This window comes from Acinetobacter sp. AHP123, from assembly GCF_023757925.1.
GTDB classification, from domain to species: Bacteria; Pseudomonadota; Gammaproteobacteria; order Pseudomonadales; family Moraxellaceae; genus Acinetobacter; species Acinetobacter oleivorans.
Genome location: NZ_CP092454.1, coordinates 2,248,777 through 2,270,463, shown reverse-complemented (window position 1 = coordinate 2,270,463; position 21,687 = coordinate 2,248,777). Strand labels below are relative to the sequence as shown.

Below are 21,687 nucleotides of genomic sequence, written 5' to 3'. Positions count from 1 at the left end.
CAAAATTTAGCTTAATTAAAATCTAGTATCACGCATTTGCACTAAGGTTGAATTGGCTTTGGCCAACGTGTCTGCAACTTTATTTATTACAGCCGGAATCAAGCTATCTGCCATTTGAGCTGCTTGTAAACCTAACTTTTCACCTAAAGTCGCTTTCTTACGTGTATTTATCACATAAACATCATGTTGTGGTAATAACGCTAATAGATACTCATCAGATGTTTGTAATTTATCAACAAGGTTTAGCTCTAGCGCATCTTCACCATACCAATGCTCACCTGTAGCGACTTTATCAACATTAAGTTGTGGACGGTACTTTTCTACAAAGTGCTTAAATAACACATGAGTTTGTTGAAGCTCTTCTTCGAACTTCGCTTTACCTTCAGGGGTATTTTCACCAAACATCGTGACAGTACGTTTATATTGCCCTGCTGTGTAAAGCTCGAAATCCACATTGTGTTGTTTTAAAAGACGGTTAAAGTTTGGAACTTGAGCAACCACACCAATTGAACCAACAATAGCAAACGGCGCTGCAATAATTTCATTTGCAATACATGCCATCATATAGCCGCCACTTGCTGCTACTTTGTCTACGCAAATCGTCAAATGGAAGCCTGCATCGCGCAAGCGCACCAATTGAGCTGCTGCTAGACCATAACCATGTACCATGCCTCCTGGGCTCTCAAGGCGAACCACAACACGGTCACGGCCTGCTTTAGCAGTTGCTAAAATGAGGGTAATTTCTTCTCGTAAGTTTTCAACTGCTGAGGCTTGGATATCACCCTTAAAATCTAAAACAAAGATTTTTTGATTATTTTTACGGCGAATTTTAGCTTCTTTAGCAAGTTGTTGAGCCAATTGTAAAAGTTCTAAACGGCTTGCAGTTGTTTGTGCAATTTTTTTTCTCTGTTCATTTACACGTGCATTTAAATGACTCACACGTATTTCTGCAGGGAGTTTAGGCAAATGGAATAACATAAAATTCTAAGCTCATAAGTTATCTTTTATAGCCTTAAGATGTGGTCGTTTTGATTAAAATTCAATAGCGTTTTTGCAAAATAGAGTCATTTTCATTTATAAAATAAAAAAAGAGCACATGGCTCTTTTTTTATATGGATGACTAATTAACCGAATCGTCCAGTAATATAAGCTTCCGTCAACTGATGATCAGGTTGAGTAAAGACTTTTTCAGTTGAGTTAACTTCAATCAAATCACCTAAATGGAAATAAGCAGTACGATCAGACACACGTGCCGCTTGTTGCATTGAGTGAGTCACAATAACGATTGTATATTGCGTTGATAATTCAGAAATTAATTCTTCGATTTTTGCTGTTGCGATTGGGTCAAGCGCAGAACATGGCTCATCCATCAAAATCACTTCAGGACTTACTGCAATCGTACGAGCAATACATAAACGTTGTTGCTGACCACCTGATAAACCAGTACCTGGTTGATTCAAACGGTCTTTCACCTCGTCCCATAGACCCGCTTTACGCAAGCTATTTTCAACAATTTCTTCAAGATCATATTTATCGCGCGCTAGACCGTGAAGTTTAGGGCCGTAAGCCACGTTATCAAAAATAGTTTTAGGGAACGGGTTTGGCTTTTGGAATACCATACCAACCTGAGCACGTAATAATACGACATCAAGGTTTGGATCATAAATATTGTGGTTATCGAGTGTAATTTTACCTGTCACACGGCAACCATCAATAGTGTCATTCATACGGTTTATCGTACGAAGAAAGGTCGATTTACCACAACCTGACGGTCCAATAAAAGCAATAACTTCGTTCTTGTAAATATCGAGGTCAATACCTTTAATCGCTTCAAAATCACCATAATAAACATGGGCATCTTGTGCACTAATTTTGATTTCGGTTGAGTTCTGCTTTTTTGAAGTTTGTGGTTCAAAATGCGAAACATACGAAGTGCCATGATTCTGCGATTTATCTGTAAATTGAGATTGTTCAGTGTTCACTAACTTATCCTTTTCTAAGGAATTCGTAATATCAATAGTATTCATTATTTATCCTCTATTACCAACGCACTTCGAACTTTTTACGTAACCAAATTGCAAGACTGTTTAAACCAATCATTAGTGCAAGTAGTACGATAATCGCAGCGGCAGTACGGCCTTCGAAGAAGTTACGCAACTCATTACCTTGCCATAAGTAAACTTGGACAGGTAATGCAGTTGATTGATCAAATGGTGTTGCTGGAATGCTTGCAACGAATGCACTCATTCCAATTAAAAGTAAAGGCGCAGTTTCACCAAGCGCATGAGCAACACCAATAATTGAGCCGGTCATAATGCCTGGTAAAGCTAATGGTAAAACGTGGTGGAAAATAGTCTGGAACTTAGAAGCTCCCAAACCAAGTGCGGCTTGTCGAATAGAAGGTGGCACTGCTTTTAATGAAGCACGTGTAGTAATAATGACTGTTGGTAATGTCATCAAACTTAAAACTAAACCACCGACTAACGGAGCAGATAACGGTAAATGCATCCAGCCAATAAAAATTGCTGCACCGAGTAAACCAAACACAATTGAAGGAACAGCAGCGAGGTTATTGATGTTAACTTCAATAATGTCTGTAACAATATTCTTTGGAGCAAATTCTTCAAGATAGATTGCGCTGGCAACACCAATTGGAATCGCAATAATGATCACAATCAGCATCATGAATAATGAACCCATAAATGCGCCAGCAAGACCACTAATTGCAGGTGAACTACGAGAGTCCGGATTCTTAAACAAGTTCAAATTGAACGTATTTTCAAGAACACCTTTTGCTTTTAGTTCATCCGCAAGTTTACGTACTTCTGGTTCAAGTTGTTGCTGATCATCTGGCAATGAACGGTCAATATTACCTTTTAACCAGACATCAACATTGGCATCGCCCAAGAAATTAATATTTTCTTTTTTACCAATGAGTGATGGGTCTGCAAAAACCATGTCACGTAAACGATAAGCCTCTGAACTTGCATAAAGACTGCTTAAGTAATCACGCTCACTAGCAAGTGCAGGATCTTTGACAATCATTCCATTTACAATGATGCCGTCCCAATCCACCATACCCATTTTAGTTTGCCAAGCAACATAACGCTCTTGGTAATGAGCAGGTGTTTCACCTTGAGTACGTACAGGGACTGGACCTGCATCAATTACTTTCGGATCGAAGTAAATTGGAACATTCATGCTTGTTTGCCAAAAAGCAGGTAAACCTTTTGCCAAAATACTGCTAAACAATAGCGCTACGAATGCAAGACCAATAACAACTGCCGATAAACCAGCAAAACGGAAAGCTTTTTCTTTACGGTGGCGTTTAGCCAATGACTTTTCAATCACTTTTTTACGGCGATCACGTGCTTGAGCAGCAGCTTGTGGATCAAATACGTTCTGATCCATAGGAGACGATGTATTTGATGTACTCATTCGTATTGCTCACGGTATTTACGCACAATGTACAGTGCAACAATGTTTAAACATAAGGTAATCACAAAGAGTGTTAGACCTAACGCGAATGCAACCAAAGCTTGTGGGCTGGCAAAGTCAGTATCACCAGTTAACTGTTTTACGATCGTAACGGTCACTGTCGAAACAGCTTCAAATGGATTTGCATGTAAAAGTGGACTGTTCCCTGCTGCCAAAACCACAATCATGGTTTCCCCTACGGCACGAGAGACAGCTAATAAAAAGGCGCCAGTAATACCCGGTAACGCAGCAGGTAAAACGACTTGACGAATTGTTTCTGACTTAGTTGCTCCAAGTCCTAAAGAACCATCACGTAGTGCACGAGGTACTTGGGTAATAATGTCGTCTGATAAAGAAGAAACAAACGGAATAATCATAATCCCCATCACGAAACCAGCAGTTAAAGCACTGGTCGCGTTAATTTCAAGACCAACGTAAGCACCAGCTGTCTTGAAAAATGGTCCAATAATCATCATGGCAAACACACCATAAACAATTGTTGGAATACCCGCTAAAACTTCAATTGTTGGTTTTGCCCACGAGCGTAACCATGGAGAAGCATATTCAGCTAAATAAATGGCAATCATTAATCCAATAGGTACGGCAACTAATAAAGCAATGCCGCTGACCATGAGTGTGCCCCAGAGTAATGGTAATAGACCATAACTACCTTCAGCATTGCCTGAAGTACTAAAGCCTGGATTCCACTCTGTCCCGAAGAAGAAATCAAGCGGGCTTACAAAACGGAAGAAGTGCATTGCTTCGCCAAACATCGACATCACAATACCGATGGTTGTTAAAATCGCAACACCAGAACATAAAATCAAAGCAACATTAATCGCACGTTCAACTTGGTTACGTGCACGATATTGTTGATTAATCTTTTTCTTTGCCCACACTAAACCTAATAAAGCTGCACAAACTACAACAGCAAATTTGGCAAAAGAGCCAATGGTTTGAAATTTTGCGAACTGTTGTGCAGCAGCTAATTCATAGGCTGCCGGCTTATCACTTACCCCAAAACCTGAAGCAATCGCTTGAACACGATCAATCAAGACACTTCTGCCAGCTTCATCAAGTGATGCACTTACAGATGCAGGAATATTATTAAAGATAATGTGATTTAAAATACTTGGTTCAACCAAGCTCCAAATGATCAAAATTAAAAAAGCAGGGATACCGCACCAAAGACCAACCAGTGCACCATAATAACCAGGACGAGAATGTAATGTCGCCGAGTTGCTTCCCTTACCTGCTAGGCTACGGCTCTTTCTCAGCCCAAGTTGATATGCGATTGCCACAAGGGCTAACAACACACCGATAAGTAGCAGATTCATGTACTCTCCACTGTTTTCTCAATTGTCATAATTTGGAAAAACAAGTTAGACAAAAAGGCTGATGAACTCTCAAGATCACCAGCCCCTATTCAAACTAACTTATTTAACAGTTTTACCTGCTTTAAAGTCAGCCAATACTTTTGCACGTTCAGCATCAGACATTGCGATTAAGCCATCACGTTCAGCTTTAGAGCCTTTACCTGTTGCTTTTTTGCTTACGAAATATTCTACATATTGCGGTAAGCCTTTAACTGATTTTAAATGTTCGCCTTTCACGTAGAAGAATAATGGACGAGACACAGGATATGTACCGTTCAATACAGTTTTCTCAGATGGAAGAACGTTATTTACAGTTGCTACACGTAACTTGTCACGGTTCATATCATAGAAACTTAAACCAAACACGCCTACTGCACTTGGAGAAGTCTTTAAGCGAGCTAGAGTTTCTGTATAGTCACCAGCAATTTCAATTACACGGCCATCTTTACGGAAAGTAGAACATGCTTTCTTCTGAGCATCTTTATCTAAGTTCTTGAAGTATTCATACGCTTCACAACCAGCATCAACCATTTTCTCTTGGAAAACTTCACGAGTACCGTGGTTAGATGCAGGAATTACAAGAGTAATTGGTTCATTTGGAAGTGATTTATCAATCTGGTTCCAGTTTGTATATGGGTTTGGAACCAATTTACCATTTGAAGGTAATTGTGCAGCTAAAGCAGCAAACACATGGTAAGGTTTTAATTTATAAGCTGCTTTGTGTGAGTTAGACGCAAATACGATACCGTCGTAACCAATTTTGATTTCTTGAATTTGTTTTACACCAGCTTTATTACAAGCTTCAATTTCAGTGCTTTTAATTTTACGAGAAGCGTTAGCAACGTCGATTGTGTTATCGCCAACGCCTTGACAGAATTGTTTCAAACCAGCAGAAGAACCGCCAGAACCAACTACAGGAGTTTTAAATTGAGGAAATGTATTACCAAACTCTTCAGCTACAACGCTGGCAAATGGTAGTACAGTTGAAGAACCAGCAATTTGAATCGTATCACGAGCTGCATTTGCAGTCGTTGTTACAGCTGCCCCAGTTACTGCTAACGCAATTGCGATTTGACGTGGATTTAAGCGCATTCTGTTCTCTCTCATTAATGCAATAGGTTGTACGTCACTTTTTGTTGAGTGCTTGTACGCTCTTCGATAGCTGCATTGTGAATAGAAAATATGACAATTAAGTTACAGTATGATGACGCTTTAATGATTTCGATATTGTTAATTGTCACATTATTGTTTTTTATCTTTTATCAAATATTTAATTCAATCTGAGTGGATATTTTACTCCGTATATTAGTCTTTATTATGACACTGATTAAAAATATAGATTTTAAGTATTCATAAAATATAAAACCAAAAGATATTATAATTATTTTAAAAATCGATAATTTAACTATATTTTTACTTTTACTGCTAAAAATAATTTTATTACTAAAATTCTGATCAAAAATTGCGGTAGATAATAATTTCTTTGTAACATGAAAATAATATGACAAAAGATAAAGGGTTACCTACTGTGTGTAAGGTAACCGCAATATCACTGTAAATTTAGCTTATTAGTTTGATTGTACTTCTGGTATTGCGACCATTTTTCTGCGGTATTTGAAGAAATACATCAGCGCTAAAACAGCAAGCCAGATTGGACCTAAAATAACCGCCAATCTCATATCTGGCGTCATTGCCATAATAATAAGAATAAAGCATACAAAGCTAATGGTTAAGTAATTACTCCATGGACTCATAATGCTTTGGAACTTAGTTTGGCGGCGTTGCAATTTCATTGCTTTGGTAAATTTCAAATGCGTGACTGAAATCATGAGCCAGTTAATAACAAGTGCAGCTACAACAAGCATCATAAAGAGTTGAAAGGCTTGTCCAGGAATTAGGTAATTTACAACCACACATATTGCTGTGATTGATGCAGAAACAACTGCTGCTGGAACTGGAATACCACGGCTGTTTACTTTTTTCAAAATTGCCGGAGCATTGCCCTGCTCTGCTAAGCCATGCAGCATACGGCTATTACAATAGATACAACTGTTATAAACTGAAATAGCAGCAATTAAGACCACAAAGTTTAGAACATTCGCAACACCATTACTGTTTAATGACTGGAAAATCATGACAAATGGGCTACCGCCTTCTGCCACCATATTCCAAGGGTAAAGGCATAGTAAGATCCCAATAGCACCGATGTAAAAAATTAAAATACGATAAACAATTTGGTTCACTGCTTTTGGAATAGTGGTTTCAGGTTTTTTCGTTTCAGCAGCAGCAATACCAATAAGTTCTAGACCACCAAATGCAAACATAATAACGGCTAAAGCCATGACAAAACCGTGAATCCCGTGCGGGAAGAAACCACCGTGTTGCCATAAATTTGCAATGCCTGCTTGCGGACCAGCAGAACCTGTAAATAAGAGATAAGTACCAAAACCAATCATGCTTAAAATTGCAACAATCTTAATGCAGGAAAATAAGAATTCGGACTCCCCAAAAAAGCGGACATTCACTAAGTTAATGCCGTTAATTAAAATAAAGAAAAATAAAGCAGTCAGCCATGTCGGAATTTCAGGCCACCAAAACTGAATGAAGGTTCCAATTGCACTGAGTTCAGCCATGCTTACCAGCACATACAACACCCAGTAGTTCCAGCCAGACATAAAACCAGCCATTTTGCCCCAATACTTGTTCGCAAAATAACTAAAAGAACCACTTACTGGTTCCTCAACAACCATTTCACCTAAATGACGCATAATTAAGAAAGCGATAATTCCGGCAATTGCATATCCTAATAAAATTGAAGGACCTGCCAGTTTAATCGTTTGAGAAAGACCTAAGAATAACCCTGTTCCGATCGCACCTCCTAGTGCGATGAGTTGAATATGCCGATTGGATAAGCCTTGTTTTAACTCGTGCTTATTGTTTGCATCCATAACATTATCTCCAATGTTGGTGTCACTTCCTGTACACCTTTATTCAGCACCATATCCGAAGGCCAGAACCCGACCTTCGGACATAAGTAGCTTTAATATGAGTCCATTTAATTTTAAGAAGACTTGTCCTATCTTCTATTTAAAACGAGCTTGCATCCTTACATTTAATAGGCTGGGAACGCTCCTTTAAAATTTCATAACCGCGATCGCCGTAATCAAAACGCGCGATGACTGAAGCAAATTTTTTCAAACTTACTGGCGCATCCATTGCTGGTAGCTTTAATTCAATAAAAGTTAACTGATCATTTAAATGAACATTATCTAAAACACTTCTAAGCTGCCCTGCGGTTTCAACCACATAGGTGGTATGACCTTTTTTACCGTTAAATACCGCAGGAATTTCAGTGTATTTCCAGTTTTGCACGTCGTTATAAGCTGCGTTTTCACCCATAATTAAGCGCTCAATAGTGTAGCCGCCATTGTTCAACAAGAAAATGATTGGTTTTAAACCGTGACGAATAATTGTAGAAAGCTCTTGTACCGTAAGCTGGAAAGAACCATCGCCAATAAACAAAATTTGACGGCGTTCAGGAGCTGCCAACAAGCTACCAAGTAAAGCTGGCAAGGTATAACCGATTGAACCCCAAAGCGGCTGAGCAATATATTTAGCTGTAGCAGGAAGTTTTAAACCAGACAAAGCGGAGTTTGAAGTTCCTACCTCACCAATAATCACATCGTCTTCTTTTAAGAAACCTGCAATATAGTTCCACAATACATCTTGACTTAGCTTTTGTTGGGCTGGGGCTTCAATTACTTTCTGTGGTTGTTTTTCAAGAAGAGGCATTGACGATTTACGTGGTGCAACTTTTTTATTTAGCTCAACAAGTAACTGTCCAATTTCAATACCCGGAAAATCCTGACCAAAGATATTTAAGCCATAAGATTTAATTTCAATATAGTTCTTGGTCTCAATTTGATGCGTGAATACAGCTGAACCAACATCTGTAAAACGTGCACCAATACCAATTAGGCAGTCAGATTGCTCAATAATATTTTTCACATGCGGTTGGCTTGCCCCACCCACATACGTTCCAATATAACGAGGCGAGCCTTCATCCATAATATTTTTTGCAGTATTCATACCCGCAAATGGAATTGAGCATTTTTGAGATAAATCATTTAAAAGTGAAGTTACACCAAAAACTGAAGCTTCATTATCAATAAGAAGTGCTGGACTTTTTGCATTGTTCAAAATGTCACAAAGTTTGCTTACCACACTTTGCAATAAGTCTGGTTCAACAGATGGATAACTTAAATCAAGTGGGCGGTCAGTAACTTCAATTTTAACGTGAGTAATATCTCCCGCTAACTGGATGTGCACAGGGCGACGTTCAAGGAAACACTGACGTAATACACGATCAATTTCAAAAGCTGCATTTGCAGGAGTTAAACGTGTTTGAGCAACTGTGAACTCTTTCATACAGTTCATAATATTGTCGTAGTTACCATCGACAAGCGTATGGTGAATTAAAGTGCCCTTTTGAACTGCATGTAAAGGCGGAATACCTGAGATATGAATAAGAGGTACGTTTTCTGCATATGCACCTGCAATGCCATTAATCGCGCTTAAATCACCTACACCATAAGTAGTTGCTAAGGCAGAAAAACCGTTAATTCGTGCATAACCATCAGCTGCATAGGCAGCATTCAATTCATTACAATTTCCGATAAATTCGAGTTCTGGATCTGCTTCAACTTGTTCGAGATATGAGAGGTTAAAATCACCAGGTACACCAAAAAGATGTTGGATACCCATTTGTTTTAAACGAAGATTTAAAAAGTCACCGATTTCTATGAACATTGCTCTATATCCTTTGAGACCAATTTTTATTCCATAGAAAAATAATATTTCATCTACCTTTTAGATTTCGTGCATAATGAAAACGCATTTTAATAAAAATACATGATTTGTGTATCATAAAAGGATTTTATGCAATGGATAAGTTCGACTGGCAAATCATTCAGGCACTACAAAAGAATGGACGGCTCACCAATCAGGAAGTTGGAGATTTAATCGGTTTATCTGCTTCCCAATGTTCTAGAAGAAGACAGCTACTTGAGCAAAAAGGCATAATTTTAGGCTACACAGCCCGCATCCAGCAACAAGCGCTAGGACTGGAAGTTACAGCGATGATTCACATTAATTTAAGAACACATGAGGCAAAATCTCAGCAGGCTTTTCAAGAGTTAATTGAAGCAGAAGATAACATTCAAGATGCATTTTCAATTAGTGGCGATGCGGATTTTATTTTAAAAGTCGTTGCTGAAAACTTAGAACAGCTTTCTCAATTTGTAACCGAAAGATTGCTTTCTTATAATTTTATTGGCCACATAAAGTCTTACATTGTTCTGAAAAAAATTAAAGAACAGAATCATTTTTTAATCAAACCTAAAGGTCACGGTTATCATCACACGACTTAAGCAGGTTAGTATTTAATAAGATAATTTAAAATAAAAAGGCGGATCTATGATCCGCCTTAAAATTAATATTTAGACTTTACTGATATGGACTGTTTGCCCGATCGTATTTTCAAGTAAACCTTCTAAGCCAAACTCAGCACCTAAGCCTGACATTTTCCAGCCACCAAAAGGGGCATGAGGCAGCACTTCTGCATGGGTATTAATCCAAACAGTACCGCATTGAAGCTGAGTCGCATAAGTTTGAGCAGCTTTAATATCAGAAGACCAGATTGAACCACCTAAACCAAACTCGCTGTCATTGGCACGAGCAATGGCATCGTTGATATCAGTATATTTTAAAACAGGCAACACTGGACCAAATTGCTCTTCTTGTACCACGCGGCAAGAGTCAGACACTTCTGTCAAAATAGTTGGCGCAATAAAGTAGCCTTGCTCTGGTAACTGCTGCTGACCAGAAAGCGCTTTTGCACCTTGAGAAATAGCATCGGCAATGAGTTCTTTCACTTTGTTATATTGCATTTGGTTTTGTACCGGACCAAACGTTGTAGAAGACTCCATTCCACCACCCACAACTTGAGCATTGGCAATGTCAGCTAACTTTTGAGATAAAGCCTCATATTGGCTTTCATGCACGTATAGACGCTTTAAGGCTGCACATGTTTGACCAGCGTTTAAGAACGCCATATTAAAAATCTTAGCTGCAATTTCATCTATATTTGCATCTGGCAATACAATACCAGCGTCATTACCGCCGAGCTCTAATGTTAAATGTTTTAACTGTTGAGCTGCACCAGCCATAATGTGTTGACCTGTTCGAGTTGAACCCGTAAATACGACTTTTTGCACATCTGGATGAGAAGATAATGCTTCGCCAATCTCACCAGCACCTACCACAATTGAAATAACACCCGCTGGAACTTCTTGCTGAATGATTTCACATAGACGCAAAGTTGATAGTGGTGTGTATTCAGAAGGTTTGCTAATGACAACGTTACCAGCACGTAAAGCAGGCATGATATGCCAAACAGCAATCATGAGAGGCCAGTTCCAAGGAGTAATTGAAGCCACTACACCTAATGGCTGACGATGACGCTCAATACGCTTGGTTTCACTGTCTTCAATCACTTCAACAGGTAAATCCATAGCAGCGGCATAGCGAGTCCAACCAATTGCACCCTGCACTTCCATTTGCGCGAGTGCCAGTGGCTTACCTTGCTCCAGCACAACCAGCTCTGCAAGCATTTCAGCGTGCTTTTCAATGCCATCGGCAATTTTGTTTAAGATCGATTTACGTTCATCATGTGAAACTTGTTGCCAAGCTTTAGAGGCTTGTTTAGCTGCACTCACTGCTTGATTCACCTGCTCAACCGAGGCTTTTGCACAGCGTGCGGCTGTTAAACCTGTAGCAGGGTTAATAACTTCTAGTTCACCCTGTTCACCTGAACAAGATTGACCGTTAATAATCAGTTTAAATTCATTAAGCACATTAACTTGTTGCATTTCTTCTTCCTTGTCTTAATTGTAATTACAGCCACTTACTTTTTTCAGTTAAAACGGGATTATTTAAAGTAAGTACGATATTGATATATCAATGTGACCAAAAATATTGGGGACATACCAATACAATAAGAAATTTGCATAAGATAGATCATGCATAATTATTTTTGTTTTTGAAAAATATGCATGGTTTGTGCATATTTCTATTTACTCATACACATTTTGAATAAAAGAATCTGTAATAAAAAAGCCCAGCAAGAAGCCGGGCTTTTTTTGTTATCAAATCAATTAGTCGATTGGTGGTACATAGTTACCAGAAGCAATCGCATCTTTAATGCGGTCAGCTTCAGCCAATACTTGACCTAAAAGGTTTTTAACATTTTCGAATGTCACAACAGGGCTTAATGTTGTCATTTTCAATGACTGTACATTACCCACTTTTGTTACACCGATATTTGCTTCACCACGTGCAAACAATTCGTCCGCTACGTTTTGGTTCAAGCTGTCGATAAACTCAACTGGGTAGCCTTGTGGCACAACACGGAACAATACTGAAGCAAATTGTGGTTCAACTAAAAGCTCTAAACCGTCAGTTGCCTTGATGTAATCTGCAACTTCACGAGTAAGTTTTACACCATGGTCAATCATTGAACCATAAAGGTCTTCACCTAGTGATTCAATTGTCATCCACAATTTCAATGCATCAAAACGACGAGTCGTTTGTAAAGACTTAGACACAAGGTTTGGTACACCGTGCTCTTCGTCATAAGCAGAGTTCAAGTATTCAGCTTCGTAGTGCATGAAACGGTAGTTCGCTTCGTCTTTCAACAAGAACGCGCCACAGCTAATGCTTTGGAAGTAATGCTTATGGAAGTCGAGGGTAATCGAGTCAGATAACTCAATACCATCAAGCATTGCACGGTAGTCATTTGACAGAATTAATGCACCGCCCCATGCCGCATCAATATGCATCCATGAACCATATTTCGTTGTGATTTCACGAATTTTCTTCAATGGATCAATTGCACCAGCATCAGTTGTACCGGCTGTCGCAACAACACAAGCAACCACTTTGCCTTCTGATTGCAAATGCGCCATCGTTTTTTCGAGAGCATCTACATCCATCTGTGCATTTTCATTCACAGGAACAGTCACAACTGACTGGAAGCCCATGCCCATCATTGCCATGTTCTTTTGCACAGAGAAATGCGCATTTTCAGAACAAATAACTTTGACGTTTTTCATTGCTTCAGCTGGAATACCATCACGCTGTACAGACCACGGATTACCGTTTTCATCTTTCCAGTTTTTCGAAATGCACCAGTCACGAGCAAGTAACACACCCATTAAGTTAGATTGAGTACCGCCAGAAGTGAAAACACCTGCCTGACCAGAACCATAACCAACTTTTTGACGCAACCAATCAATGAGCTGAACTTCCATTAATGAACCGGCTGGGCTTTGATCCCATGAATCCATAGACTGGTTAGTTGCATTGATTAACACTTCCGCAATTTGGCTCATCACCATGGTTGGGCAGTGTAAATGTGCTAATGAATGTGGATGATGTACTTTTAAGCTTTTATTTAAGAAAAGCTCAATCATACGTTGAAGTGATTCTTGTACACCCATACCTTCTTTTGAAGGTTGGAAAGAAATTGCTGAACGCAATTCTTTAATGCTACCGCCTGTGTACATCTTTTCATTTTGCAACCATGCTGAAACGGCTTTTACCGCTTCGCCCATTGCTGACTCATAGTCAGCAATGGATTGTGCATCATTGCAGAGTAACGCTTTACGATGTTCTGCAAAATCCACCATACTTATGCGCCTCGTACTGCAACCAATGCTTCTGCAATTGCTTTCTTAAAGCGAGCAACTACTTCAACACACTCTTCTTGAGTGATGATAAGCGGGCAAAGTAAACGAATTACTGTACCGTTACGGCCACCTTTTTCAAGCAATAGTTTATTGTTGAAACAAGCAGTTTGAATTGCAGCAGCTAATTGTGAATCCGCAGGAAGTGAACCAATACGATCAGCTTGTTTACGCTCGTCAACAATCTCGACACCGATCATTAAACCGCGACCACGTACGTTACCGATACATGGGAATTCTTGAGCTAATTTTTTAAATTCAGCTTGTAGATAATCACCACGTTCTTGCGCATTTTGTGCAAGATTTTGTTCAGTAATCGTTTTTAATACGACAAGGCCTGTACCCATAGCAAGTTGGTTACCACGGAAAGTACCAGTGTGACCAGCAGGCTGCCAAGCATCAAATTTACGTTTAATACCTAATACTGCAAGTGGTAAACCACCACCTACTGCTTTAGACATTACAACAACATCAGGTTCAATACCTGCATGTTCAAATGCAAACATTTTGCCTGAACGTGCAAAGCCAGCTTGAACTTCGTCTAAAATTAAAACGATGTTGTGCTTTTCAGTCACTTCACGGATTTTTTGCAACCATTTTACTGGAGCTGTAACTACGCCGCCTTCACCTTGAATTGCTTCAAGAATAACAGCAGCCGGTTTTGTTACACCGCTTTCAACATCTTCGATAAAGTTTTCGAAGAAGTAAGTTAAAGCGTCAACACCAGCTTCACCACCTAAACCAAGTGGGCAGCGGTATTCATGCGGATATGGCATGAATTGTACGCCTGGCATTAAACCGTTAACCGCATTTTTTGCACTTAAGTTACCAGTCATAGCAAGTGCACCATGGGTCATACCATGATAACCGCCAGAGAAACTGATCACTGAACTACGGCCAGTGTAAGTCTTAGCAAGTTTAATTGCTGCTTCAGTTGCGTCTGCACCAGCAGGACCACAGAACTGCAAGCAGTATTCTTCTTTACCACCAGGTAAATATGCTAACAATGCTTCAGTGAATGCATCTTTTAAAGGTGTGGTTAAGTCTAAAGTATGCAATGGCAAACCACTTGCCAATGTATCTTGAATACTTTGAATCACCGCAGGATGATTATGACCTAAAGCCAATGTACCTGCCCCAGCTAAACAATCAAGGTACTCTGTACCTTCAACATCAGTAACCCAGCATCCTTGTGCTTTCGCTATCGCTAACGGTAATTTACGTGGATAGCTACGAACATTTGATTCCATTTGACTTTGGCGAGTCAAATAATATTCGTTAGTAGCATTAGTGGCAGGGTTAACGGAAGTAACGCTCATATCGGATTACCATCTCTGATAGGGGTAGAAAGAAATAAGTCTGGTGACTTTTGGTCCTTTGACTCGGTGCTTTATAGAACTAGTAAAGACACGTATTTTATATCTTGTAACTAGGAGCGCGATGATACCTAATTTTACAAGAAAAAAAACGTCTTTTATGTACTTTACTCATCTAATCTTATTGAAAAAATGTATCATCCCAATAGTTAAGATGAATTATCATCATACTATGTGACAACCTAAAGAAAATATTCTTTTTTTATATTACTTTGATTTTTTAAGTTACATTGACACACTTTATTTTTAAGTATTTATTTTTTAAAGATTTTATATTTACCAAAATTTAAAAAAACTGATCTAAATATTACAAATACGCCACAAAATCTGCAAAAGTTATGCATAACTTATGTTTAACATTTCTTAATGAAAAAAATTAAATTTATATTAATTTTTAAAGGAAAAAATTATGCGTACTTTAGCTGTCTCAACCCTTCTTTTAGGTTCTCTCCTCAGCCCTTTAGTTTTTGCTCAGGATGATAATGCTTTGAACTATAATATTGTGAATGTACAAGCTGAAGCTTCTCGTCAAGTTTCTAATGATGAAATGCACGCAACTTTATATATTGAAAAAAGTAACAAGCAACCAGCCGAACTTTCAAATCAGATTAATCAATTAATGAATCAGGCACTTGCCGTTTCTCGTAAATATCCGCAAGTAAAAGTGGAAACTGGTGCTCAAAGCACTTACCCAATTTACGATAACGATAGTAATAAGCTAAAAGAATGGCGTGGCCGCGCTGAAATTCGTCTTGAAAGTAAAGACTTTAAAGCAGCAAGCCAGTTAGTCAATGAATTGCAACAAAGCTTCCAAACTCAATCGATTAATTTTACGGTTTCAGATGAGCAACGTAAAAAAGTTGAAAATGATTTGATGGTTGAAGCGTCTAAAAACTTTCAACAACGTGCTCAAATGTTGACTCAAGCATGGAATAAAAGCCAATACACGCTCGTTAACTTAAACTTAAATACCAACAACTATTTCCCTCAGCCTGTAATGCGAACAAGTATGGCTAAGTTTGCTATGGCCGAAGCTGCACCAGCTCAAGACATGGCAGCTGGCGAGTCTAAAATTACTGTCAATGCAAACGGTTCAATTCAATTTAAATAATTTCTTTCTCTAAAAAAGCCGCATGAAATTTGCGGCTTTTTTTATGTATGAATCAAAAAACTTAACTCAAATTTTGCAAAGAATCCCAAGCAGCTTTCGCCAGAATATCTTTATAAACTTTTGGATCGGACTTTACACGTTGTGATAACCACGCACGGCAGTAGTTTTCTGTAGATCCAATGACTAATGAAAGTAATAGCTCATGCGGTATAGATTTTAAAGACTCAGCTTCAGCATAATTTGAAATTTCGCTAAAGATCTTTTGATTTCTTAATTTATTTTTCTGAACAAGACGTTCTTGGTCTTCCCCCTGCATCACACTAAAACGAGCAGATATTAAAAATTTAGCAAACTCAGGCTGTCCACTAACCCAATCAACATAGCTGTGAATAAAAGCATATAACACTTCTTGAAGAGATTTTGTACCCTCCAAATATTCATCTCTTAATGCCGCTTGGTCATCTAAAGCTGCAAAGAATAAAGTCGCAACAATTCCTTCTTTATTTTTAAAATGGTGATAAATAGCCCCTACACTGCTGTCAGATTTCGAACGAATCATTTCAATGCTAGTGGTTTCAATTCCATTTTCTAAGAAACAAGACAAGGCATCTAATAAAATCTGTCTTTTTAAAGCAGCCCTTCTGCCTGGATATAACCGTTCTAATAACTCTTGTGCAGATTGCATTGTTTGTTCCCTAACCAGTTATCGGAGATATTCTGAATGACTTGACTCACTTTTGTAAACAGAATTATATTCTGTTAAAGAATATAATTCTGTTTTTATTAATATGGAGCTTTAAATCATGGCAACCACACTAGAACTTTGGAACAAAGTGTCTACTTTTCCGAAAGGAAAATGGACTTTCTCACGCATGCTATGTTTAAAAGCACCTTATTTCGGCAGTATTTCGCCGCTATTTATTGAGTTAAAACCGAATTATTGTGAAATAGCCATTAAGAAAAAACGTTCTGTTCTCAATCATATTGGAACAGTTCATGCGATTGCGATGTGTAATATGGCCGAGCTTGCAGGTGGAACAATGACCGAAGTCACTGTACCTTCTACCCATCGCTGGATTCCCAAAGGTATGACTGTCGAATATTTAAAAAAGGCAGAAACAGACTTAATTGCAGTTGCAACGCCTGTAGAAAAAAATTATGACTGGGATAAAGCTGGCGAATATTTAGTAAATGTAGAAGTCTATGATTCCCAGAAAGAAAAAGTCTTCCAAGCGACAATTACCATGTGGATTTCTAAAAAGAAGTAATAAAAAAGCCCTGAACTGATCAGGGCTTTTCTTGATTATTTTTTAAAGGGTAAAGCATATTTAAAGATACGACCCACAACCTGTCCAAACTGTTTAGCCAGACTCGCATTGTTGTAATTTAGACCATATTTTTTACATACAGCTTCAACTTTTGGAGCCATTTGGCGATAACGGCGCGCAGGAACATCAGGATATAAATGATGCTCGATTTGATGGCTCAAATGTCCGCTTAAGATATGTAATGCTTCTGAACCTTTTAAGTTTGAAGAACCACGAATCTGGCGCATATACCAGTGACCACGGCTTTCTTCCTGTAAAACAGACTTTGGAAATACTTCTGCATCTTTAGTAAAGTGACCACAGAAAATAATCGTAAACGTCCAGATATTACGAAGACCATTCGCAACCAAGTTTCCTGTCAATACAGGTAAAGCTGCTGGCCCTGCAATTAATGGAAAAAAAACGTAATCTTTGAAAAGCTGGGTACCAATCTTTTTATTTACTGGTTTCAATTCTTCCAAGAATTTAGCCATGCTCTTACGCTTGTAAAGAACGCGACCAATTTCAAGGTTCTGAATCGCTACACCCCATTGGAACAATAAGCAAAATGGAATGCTATAAACGGGTTGAAGCAAGAAACCAGGCTTCCAACGTTGCTCTGGGAATAAGCGAAGTAAACCATAACCAATGTCATCATCGATACCTTTAATGTTGGTATATGTGTGATGTTTATAGTTATGCGTTTGACGCCAGTTATCAGAAGTACCGACCGTATCCCATTCGTAAGTTTGACCATTAAATTTTGGATCATTCATCCAGTCATATTGGCCATGCATCACGTTATGACCAAGTTCCATGTTTTCCATAATTTTAGAAAAGCCTAATAGACCTGTTCCTAAAATCCATGCTGGTGGGAACCAACCTGCAAATAAACAAGCTCGGCCTAAAAAACTACTATAACGAACTGCTGCATAGACACGGCGGATATATTTAGCGTCTTTCTCACCCAAATCATCCAATACTTCTTGTTTGATCTGATCAAGCTCTTTTGCAAATGCGTCAAGTTCTGCTGGAGTCAAATCGCGATTTTTAGGATTTTTAAAATATTCGACTTTCACTGGCATATTCATAAAAGTTCTCTCTTAAAGATCAATAACTAGATCAGATTGTGCTGAGTTCACACAAATTTTGAGTAATTGGCTTGGTTCGGTATTTTCACTACCGTTGAGTAAGTTACGTGTAGAACCTTGAGCTTTACTACAAACGCACTTATTACAAATTCCCATACGGCAGCCATGTGTTGGCTTAAGGCCTTCATGTTCAAGACTCACCAAAATTGATTCGCCTTTTGGAATTGCAATAATCTTATTAGACTGGGTTAATGTGACATTTACATAACCAACTTCAGCCGTACTATCACGCGTTAAGCTAAAAGCTTCTGTTAATACAGTCGGTGCTTTTTCAAAAAGCTGTTCCACTGTTGAAACGAAACCAGAAGGTCCACATGCATATATGGTGCTATTTTCCAAATCATCTACTAATGCTAAATGCTCTGCATTTAAACGTTCATCATTTGGTGTTTCTTGTGTATAGAAAACCTGATAACTAAAATTTGGGAATTGCTCTGCAACTTTTTCAAAGTATTCAACAAAAGCTGCATCAGAGCGTTGCTTTACCCAATATAAAAGCTGTACTTGAACTTTATCTAACTGCTGGCTTTGTTTAATTGCAGTGACTAAGCTCAACATTGGGGTAATACCACTACCCGCAGCTAGCATAATTAATTTCGGTGTTTTGATGTTTTGTTGCATGTCACCATAAGGCTGACCAAGCTCAAAAACATCACCAATTTGGCTTTCAGTCATAAACCAGTTACTGACAATACCATCAGCCACTTTTTTAATCGTTAAGCGTAAATGTTGTTCATCAATTTGCGTCAAGCTATAAGTACGTTCATAACGACGACCAGCAATTTCAACAATGACAGGATGATGCTGACCAGCAACACCTACTTTCACTAAACGGTTACATTTTAATGTAAGACTCACCATGTCATGAGCGACAAATTCTTTTTTTACAATTTGAACAAGCCCATGTTTTACCGACCATAAAGGATTAACTTTTTGTAGCCAGAAGTTAGCCATTTCTTTATCAAAGATGGCTTGTGTCAATGAATTGAATAGAGAATTTCTCTTTTCGATTACTTGCATAGATGGACGCTCTGTCGCTCTTTTTTAATTATTATACACATGTATATATATTTGTATATACACCTGTACTTTTAATTACAATTTCACAAGTTCAGCTTCTAAGGCTATAATCCTGAGAGTTTACAAATATATTGAACAGCATGACCCAATCTTCACTTTCTCAGAACCTGAATGACACACCTCAACAACAAGATGTCATTGAAATTAAAACAGCTACGCGTTCTGTGGGAAGAAAAGCGACAATTACTAAAGAAGAACTTTTTCAGGCTGCTCTAAATCTGATTGGCCCACAAAAGAGTATTGCTTCATTAAGTTTACGTGAAGTAGCACGAGAAGCTGGCATTGCGCCAAATAGTTTCTATCGACACTTTAAAGATATTGATGAGTTAGCAATTTCTTTAATTGACCGTGCAGGTATCGTCTTACGTAAAATTATCCGGCAGGCTCGCCTACGTGCTTCCTTACAAGAAAGTATTATTCGCAGTTCTGTCGATATTTTTCTTCAGCAGCTCGATGCCGATGAAGGTAATTTAAGCTTATTACTACGCGAAGGCTTTACAGGTTCTACTTCTTATAAAGCAGCGGTTGATCGTCAATTAAACTTCTTTCAGCAAGAACTACAAGAAGATTTAATTCGTCTAGAGCACTTAAATAATAACCACTTATACCACCCTGATCTTGTTGCAAAAGCAATTACGCAACTTGTGTTTCACATGGGCGCCAAAGTGATTGATCTTCCAATTCATCAACGTGCAGAAGTTGCTGAGCAAACGATGATTATGATTCGAATGATTTTAGAAGGTGCTCGGCATTTGGATGAAGCAGAAATTCGTTAAAAATGTCTAATGAATGGCTTGTTAATAAACAGGCCATTTTTACATCTAACTCCTCTATTTTCCAATAAAAATATAATTCACCGATTGAAGCAAATAGCTTGCGAGAGTATAAATAATTATTCCATTTTCTCTTTCTTCTATATTCCCAACGATCTCAGGGATCAACATGCAAAATTTGAATAATCGTCAAAGTCTGATTGCAAGCTACATTCTTATGGGCATCTTTTTGCTTTCGGTTATCCCATTACATCTATTAGCAAGTTTTTTTGCAGGCTTTCTTATTTATGAAATTATTATTAGCTTAAGCTCGGTTGTTGAACGTTATATTGATGGTCAAAGAGCCCGCATTTTTATTAGTATTTTATTAAGTATTATTACGATTTCACTGATCGCCTTTTTCTTTACAAGTTTAATTAGCTTTGTGGTTCATGATTTAAAAGGTGTAGGCATCCATAATATCAACAGCAAAGTCGATCAAACCCTGTTGCATTTACAAGCTGAAATTAGCAAATATCTTCCGGGTTATATTCCAGATAGCGTGACAGAATTAAAAGATGAAATTTTCTCGTTTATGAAAGATAACGTAACCATATTAAAAAATACCAGCTCTGATATTTTGCATAACTTCGTGACGATGGTTATGGGCCTCATTATCGGTATTTTAGTCGCTATACATGGTTTTCACCGCCGTACACCTCAACCTGTTTTTAAATCCCTTCTGATCCAACGTATTCAGAAACTATCAATTTCATTTAAAAATGTTGTTTTTGCACAAATAAAAATTTCAGCAATTAATACGCTGCTCTTTATTTTATTTGCATTTGTTTTATTACCGCTTTGGGGAGTGCACCTTCCTTTTGCAAAAACGCTTACTATTTTGACCTTCATGTTTGGACTGATTCCAATTTTAGGTAATCTTATTTCCAATACATTGACGTTCATTGCCGCGCTTACTGTTTCACTCGGGCTCGCAGGTGCAGCATTACTTTATCTCGTTCTTGTTCATAAACTTGAATATTTTATTAATGCTAAAATTATTGGGCATAAAATCAATGCAAATGCATGGGAGATTTTACTAGCAATGCTAGTATTTGAGTCAATTTTTGGCTTAGGCGGTTTAATCGCAGCTCCAATTTTCTATGCATATTTAAAATTAGAATTAAAAGATGCGGGTCTCATCTAATTCAAAATCGATGTATAAAAAAAGCGCCCTCTAGGCGCTTTTTTTA

At 38.2% G+C, this 21,687-nt stretch carries 18 protein-coding genes; 5 read left to right on the top strand and 13 right to left on the bottom strand.

The genetic code is table 11. The features are described 5' to 3' along the window. Positions 1-15: 15 nt before the first annotated feature. From sohB to MJX77_RS10775, 7 genes are all read right to left on the bottom strand, one after another. On the bottom strand, positions 16-978 hold the full coding sequence (gene sohB, locus MJX77_RS10805; protein WP_252059001.1) for a protease SohB: 963 nt from the start codon (positions 976-978) through the stop codon (positions 16-18). Between the two features lie 146 nt (positions 979-1,124). Then, complete coding sequence (pstB, locus tag MJX77_RS10800) at positions 1,125-2,027, bottom strand: phosphate ABC transporter ATP-binding protein PstB (protein WP_005307307.1); 903 nt, start codon at positions 2,025-2,027, stop codon at positions 1,125-1,127. A gap of 13 nt (positions 2,028-2,040) precedes the next feature. Next, complete coding sequence (gene pstA / locus MJX77_RS10795) at positions 2,041-3,438, bottom strand: phosphate ABC transporter permease PstA (protein WP_252058998.1); 1,398 nt, start codon at positions 3,436-3,438, stop codon at positions 2,041-2,043. Further along, on the bottom strand, positions 3,435-4,814 hold the full coding sequence (gene pstC, locus MJX77_RS10790; RefSeq protein WP_005307309.1) for a phosphate ABC transporter permease subunit PstC: 1,380 nt from the start codon (positions 4,812-4,814) through the stop codon (positions 3,435-3,437). The genes pstA and pstC overlap by 4 nt, the downstream gene beginning before the upstream one ends. 99 nt (positions 4,815-4,913) lie before the next feature. Beyond that, on the bottom strand, positions 4,914-5,945 hold the full coding sequence (locus MJX77_RS10785) for a substrate-binding domain-containing protein (RefSeq protein ID WP_049837205.1): 1,032 nt from the start codon (positions 5,943-5,945) through the stop codon (positions 4,914-4,916). A 476-nt stretch (positions 5,946-6,421) separates the two neighbouring features. Further along, positions 6,422-7,801 carry an amino acid permease gene (locus MJX77_RS10780; protein WP_252058997.1) on the bottom strand — a complete coding sequence of 460 codons (1,380 nt, stop codon included), beginning with the start codon at positions 7,799-7,801 and terminating at the stop codon, positions 6,422-6,424. Positions 7,802-7,940: 139 nt separating this feature from the next. Further along, on the bottom strand, positions 7,941-9,662 hold the full coding sequence (locus MJX77_RS10775) for an alpha-keto acid decarboxylase family protein (protein ID WP_111854430.1): 1,722 nt from the start codon (positions 9,660-9,662) through the stop codon (positions 7,941-7,943). Between the two features lie 134 nt (positions 9,663-9,796). Between MJX77_RS10775 and MJX77_RS10770 the strand changes: the two genes are divergently transcribed. Next, positions 9,797-10,282 carry an Lrp/AsnC family transcriptional regulator gene (locus tag MJX77_RS10770; protein WP_004643588.1) on the top strand — a complete coding sequence of 162 codons (486 nt, stop codon included), beginning with the start codon at positions 9,797-9,799 and terminating at the stop codon, positions 10,280-10,282. A 69-nt stretch (positions 10,283-10,351) separates the two neighbouring features. Here the strand turns inward: MJX77_RS10770 and MJX77_RS10765 are convergent, their stop codons facing one another. The 3 genes from MJX77_RS10765 to MJX77_RS10755 form a co-directional block, all read right to left on the bottom strand. After that, the gene (locus tag MJX77_RS10765; RefSeq protein WP_252058995.1) at positions 10,352-11,782 is read right to left on the bottom strand and encodes an aldehyde dehydrogenase family protein; all 1,431 of its coding nucleotides are present in this window, start codon (positions 11,780-11,782) and stop codon (positions 10,352-10,354) included. A gap of 285 nt (positions 11,783-12,067) precedes the next feature. Then, on the bottom strand, positions 12,068-13,600 hold the full coding sequence (locus MJX77_RS10760) for a pyridoxal phosphate-dependent decarboxylase family protein (RefSeq protein WP_013197139.1): 1,533 nt from the start codon (positions 13,598-13,600) through the stop codon (positions 12,068-12,070). Positions 13,601-13,602: 2 nt separating this feature from the next. Next, entirely contained in the window at positions 13,603-14,976 is a 1,374-nt protein-coding gene (locus tag MJX77_RS10755) for a diaminobutyrate--2-oxoglutarate transaminase (RefSeq protein WP_013197138.1), read from the bottom strand. 466 nt (positions 14,977-15,442) lie between these two features. Between MJX77_RS10755 and MJX77_RS10750 the strand changes: the two genes are divergently transcribed. Further along, on the top strand, positions 15,443-16,144 hold the full coding sequence (locus MJX77_RS10750; protein ID WP_111854432.1) for an SIMPL domain-containing protein: 702 nt from the start codon (positions 15,443-15,445) through the stop codon (positions 16,142-16,144). A gap of 61 nt (positions 16,145-16,205) precedes the next feature. Here MJX77_RS10750 and MJX77_RS10745 read toward each other — a convergent pair whose 3' ends face one another. After that, positions 16,206-16,829, bottom strand: coding sequence for a TetR/AcrR family transcriptional regulator (locus tag MJX77_RS10745; protein ID WP_252058992.1), 624 nt, complete (start codon positions 16,827-16,829; stop codon positions 16,206-16,208). Positions 16,830-16,947: 118 nt separating this feature from the next. Between MJX77_RS10745 and MJX77_RS10740 the strand changes: the two genes are divergently transcribed. Beyond that, positions 16,948-17,412: a hotdog fold domain-containing protein gene (locus tag MJX77_RS10740; protein ID WP_013197135.1), complete on the top strand. Its 465-nt coding sequence runs from the start codon at positions 16,948-16,950 to the stop codon at positions 17,410-17,412. A 35-nt stretch (positions 17,413-17,447) separates the two neighbouring features. Here MJX77_RS10740 and MJX77_RS10735 read toward each other — a convergent pair whose 3' ends face one another. After that, positions 17,448-18,542 carry a fatty acid desaturase family protein gene (locus MJX77_RS10735; RefSeq protein WP_004790847.1) on the bottom strand — a complete coding sequence of 365 codons (1,095 nt, stop codon included), beginning with the start codon at positions 18,540-18,542 and terminating at the stop codon, positions 17,448-17,450. Between the two features lie 12 nt (positions 18,543-18,554). Next, on the bottom strand, positions 18,555-19,622 hold the full coding sequence (locus tag MJX77_RS10730) for a ferredoxin reductase (RefSeq protein ID WP_250375315.1): 1,068 nt from the start codon (positions 19,620-19,622) through the stop codon (positions 18,555-18,557). Positions 19,623-19,762: 140 nt separating this feature from the next. Here MJX77_RS10730 and fabR point away from each other — a divergent pair, with 140 nt between their 5' ends. Then, a complete protein-coding gene (fabR, locus tag MJX77_RS10725) occupies positions 19,763-20,458 on the top strand; it encodes an HTH-type transcriptional repressor FabR (RefSeq protein ID WP_107882831.1) in 696 nt (231 codons plus the stop codon). Between the two features lie 166 nt (positions 20,459-20,624). After that, a complete protein-coding gene (locus MJX77_RS10720; protein ID WP_252058990.1) occupies positions 20,625-21,641 on the top strand; it encodes an AI-2E family transporter in 1,017 nt (338 codons plus the stop codon). Positions 21,642-21,687 lie beyond the last annotated feature (46 nt).

What these genes read in the sequence shown, in the direction of transcription:
- sohB (WP_252059001.1), bottom strand. Translation starts at nt 978, where the DNA reads ATGTTATTCCATTTGCCTAAACTCCCTGCAGAAATACGTGTGAGTCAT.
- pstB (WP_005307307.1), bottom strand. Translation starts at nt 2,027, where the DNA reads ATGAATACTATTGATATTACGAATTCCTTAGAAAAGGATAAGTTAGTG.
- pstA (WP_252058998.1), bottom strand. Translation starts at nt 3,438, where the DNA reads ATGAGTACATCAAATACATCGTCTCCTATGGATCAGAACGTATTTGAT.
- pstC (WP_005307309.1), bottom strand. Translation starts at nt 4,814, where the DNA reads ATGAATCTGCTACTTATCGGTGTGTTGTTAGCCCTTGTGGCAATCGCA.
- MJX77_RS10785 (WP_049837205.1), bottom strand. Translation starts at nt 5,945, where the DNA reads ATGCGCTTAAATCCACGTCAAATCGCAATTGCGTTAGCAGTAACTGGG.
- MJX77_RS10780 (WP_252058997.1), bottom strand. Translation starts at nt 7,801, where the DNA reads ATGGATGCAAACAATAAGCACGAGTTAAAACAAGGCTTATCCAATCGG.
- MJX77_RS10775 (WP_111854430.1), bottom strand. Translation starts at nt 9,662, where the DNA reads ATGTTCATAGAAATCGGTGACTTTTTAAATCTTCGTTTAAAACAAATG.
- MJX77_RS10770 (WP_004643588.1), top strand. Translation starts at nt 9,797, where the DNA reads ATGGATAAGTTCGACTGGCAAATCATTCAGGCACTACAAAAGAATGGA.
- MJX77_RS10765 (WP_252058995.1), bottom strand. Translation starts at nt 11,782, where the DNA reads ATGCAACAAGTTAATGTGCTTAATGAATTTAAACTGATTATTAACGGT.
- MJX77_RS10760 (WP_013197139.1), bottom strand. Translation starts at nt 13,600, where the DNA reads ATGGTGGATTTTGCAGAACATCGTAAAGCGTTACTCTGCAATGATGCA.
- MJX77_RS10755 (WP_013197138.1), bottom strand. Translation starts at nt 14,976, where the DNA reads ATGAGCGTTACTTCCGTTAACCCTGCCACTAATGCTACTAACGAATAT.
- MJX77_RS10750 (WP_111854432.1), top strand. Translation starts at nt 15,443, where the DNA reads ATGCGTACTTTAGCTGTCTCAACCCTTCTTTTAGGTTCTCTCCTCAGC.
- MJX77_RS10745 (WP_252058992.1), bottom strand. Translation starts at nt 16,829, where the DNA reads ATGCAATCTGCACAAGAGTTATTAGAACGGTTATATCCAGGCAGAAGG.
- MJX77_RS10740 (WP_013197135.1), top strand. Translation starts at nt 16,948, where the DNA reads ATGGCAACCACACTAGAACTTTGGAACAAAGTGTCTACTTTTCCGAAA.
- MJX77_RS10735 (WP_004790847.1), bottom strand. Translation starts at nt 18,542, where the DNA reads ATGAATATGCCAGTGAAAGTCGAATATTTTAAAAATCCTAAAAATCGC.
- MJX77_RS10730 (WP_250375315.1), bottom strand. Translation starts at nt 19,622, where the DNA reads ATGCAAGTAATCGAAAAGAGAAATTCTCTATTCAATTCATTGACACAA.
- fabR (WP_107882831.1), top strand. Translation starts at nt 19,763, where the DNA reads ATGACCCAATCTTCACTTTCTCAGAACCTGAATGACACACCTCAACAA.
- MJX77_RS10720 (WP_252058990.1), top strand. Translation starts at nt 20,625, where the DNA reads ATGCAAAATTTGAATAATCGTCAAAGTCTGATTGCAAGCTACATTCTT.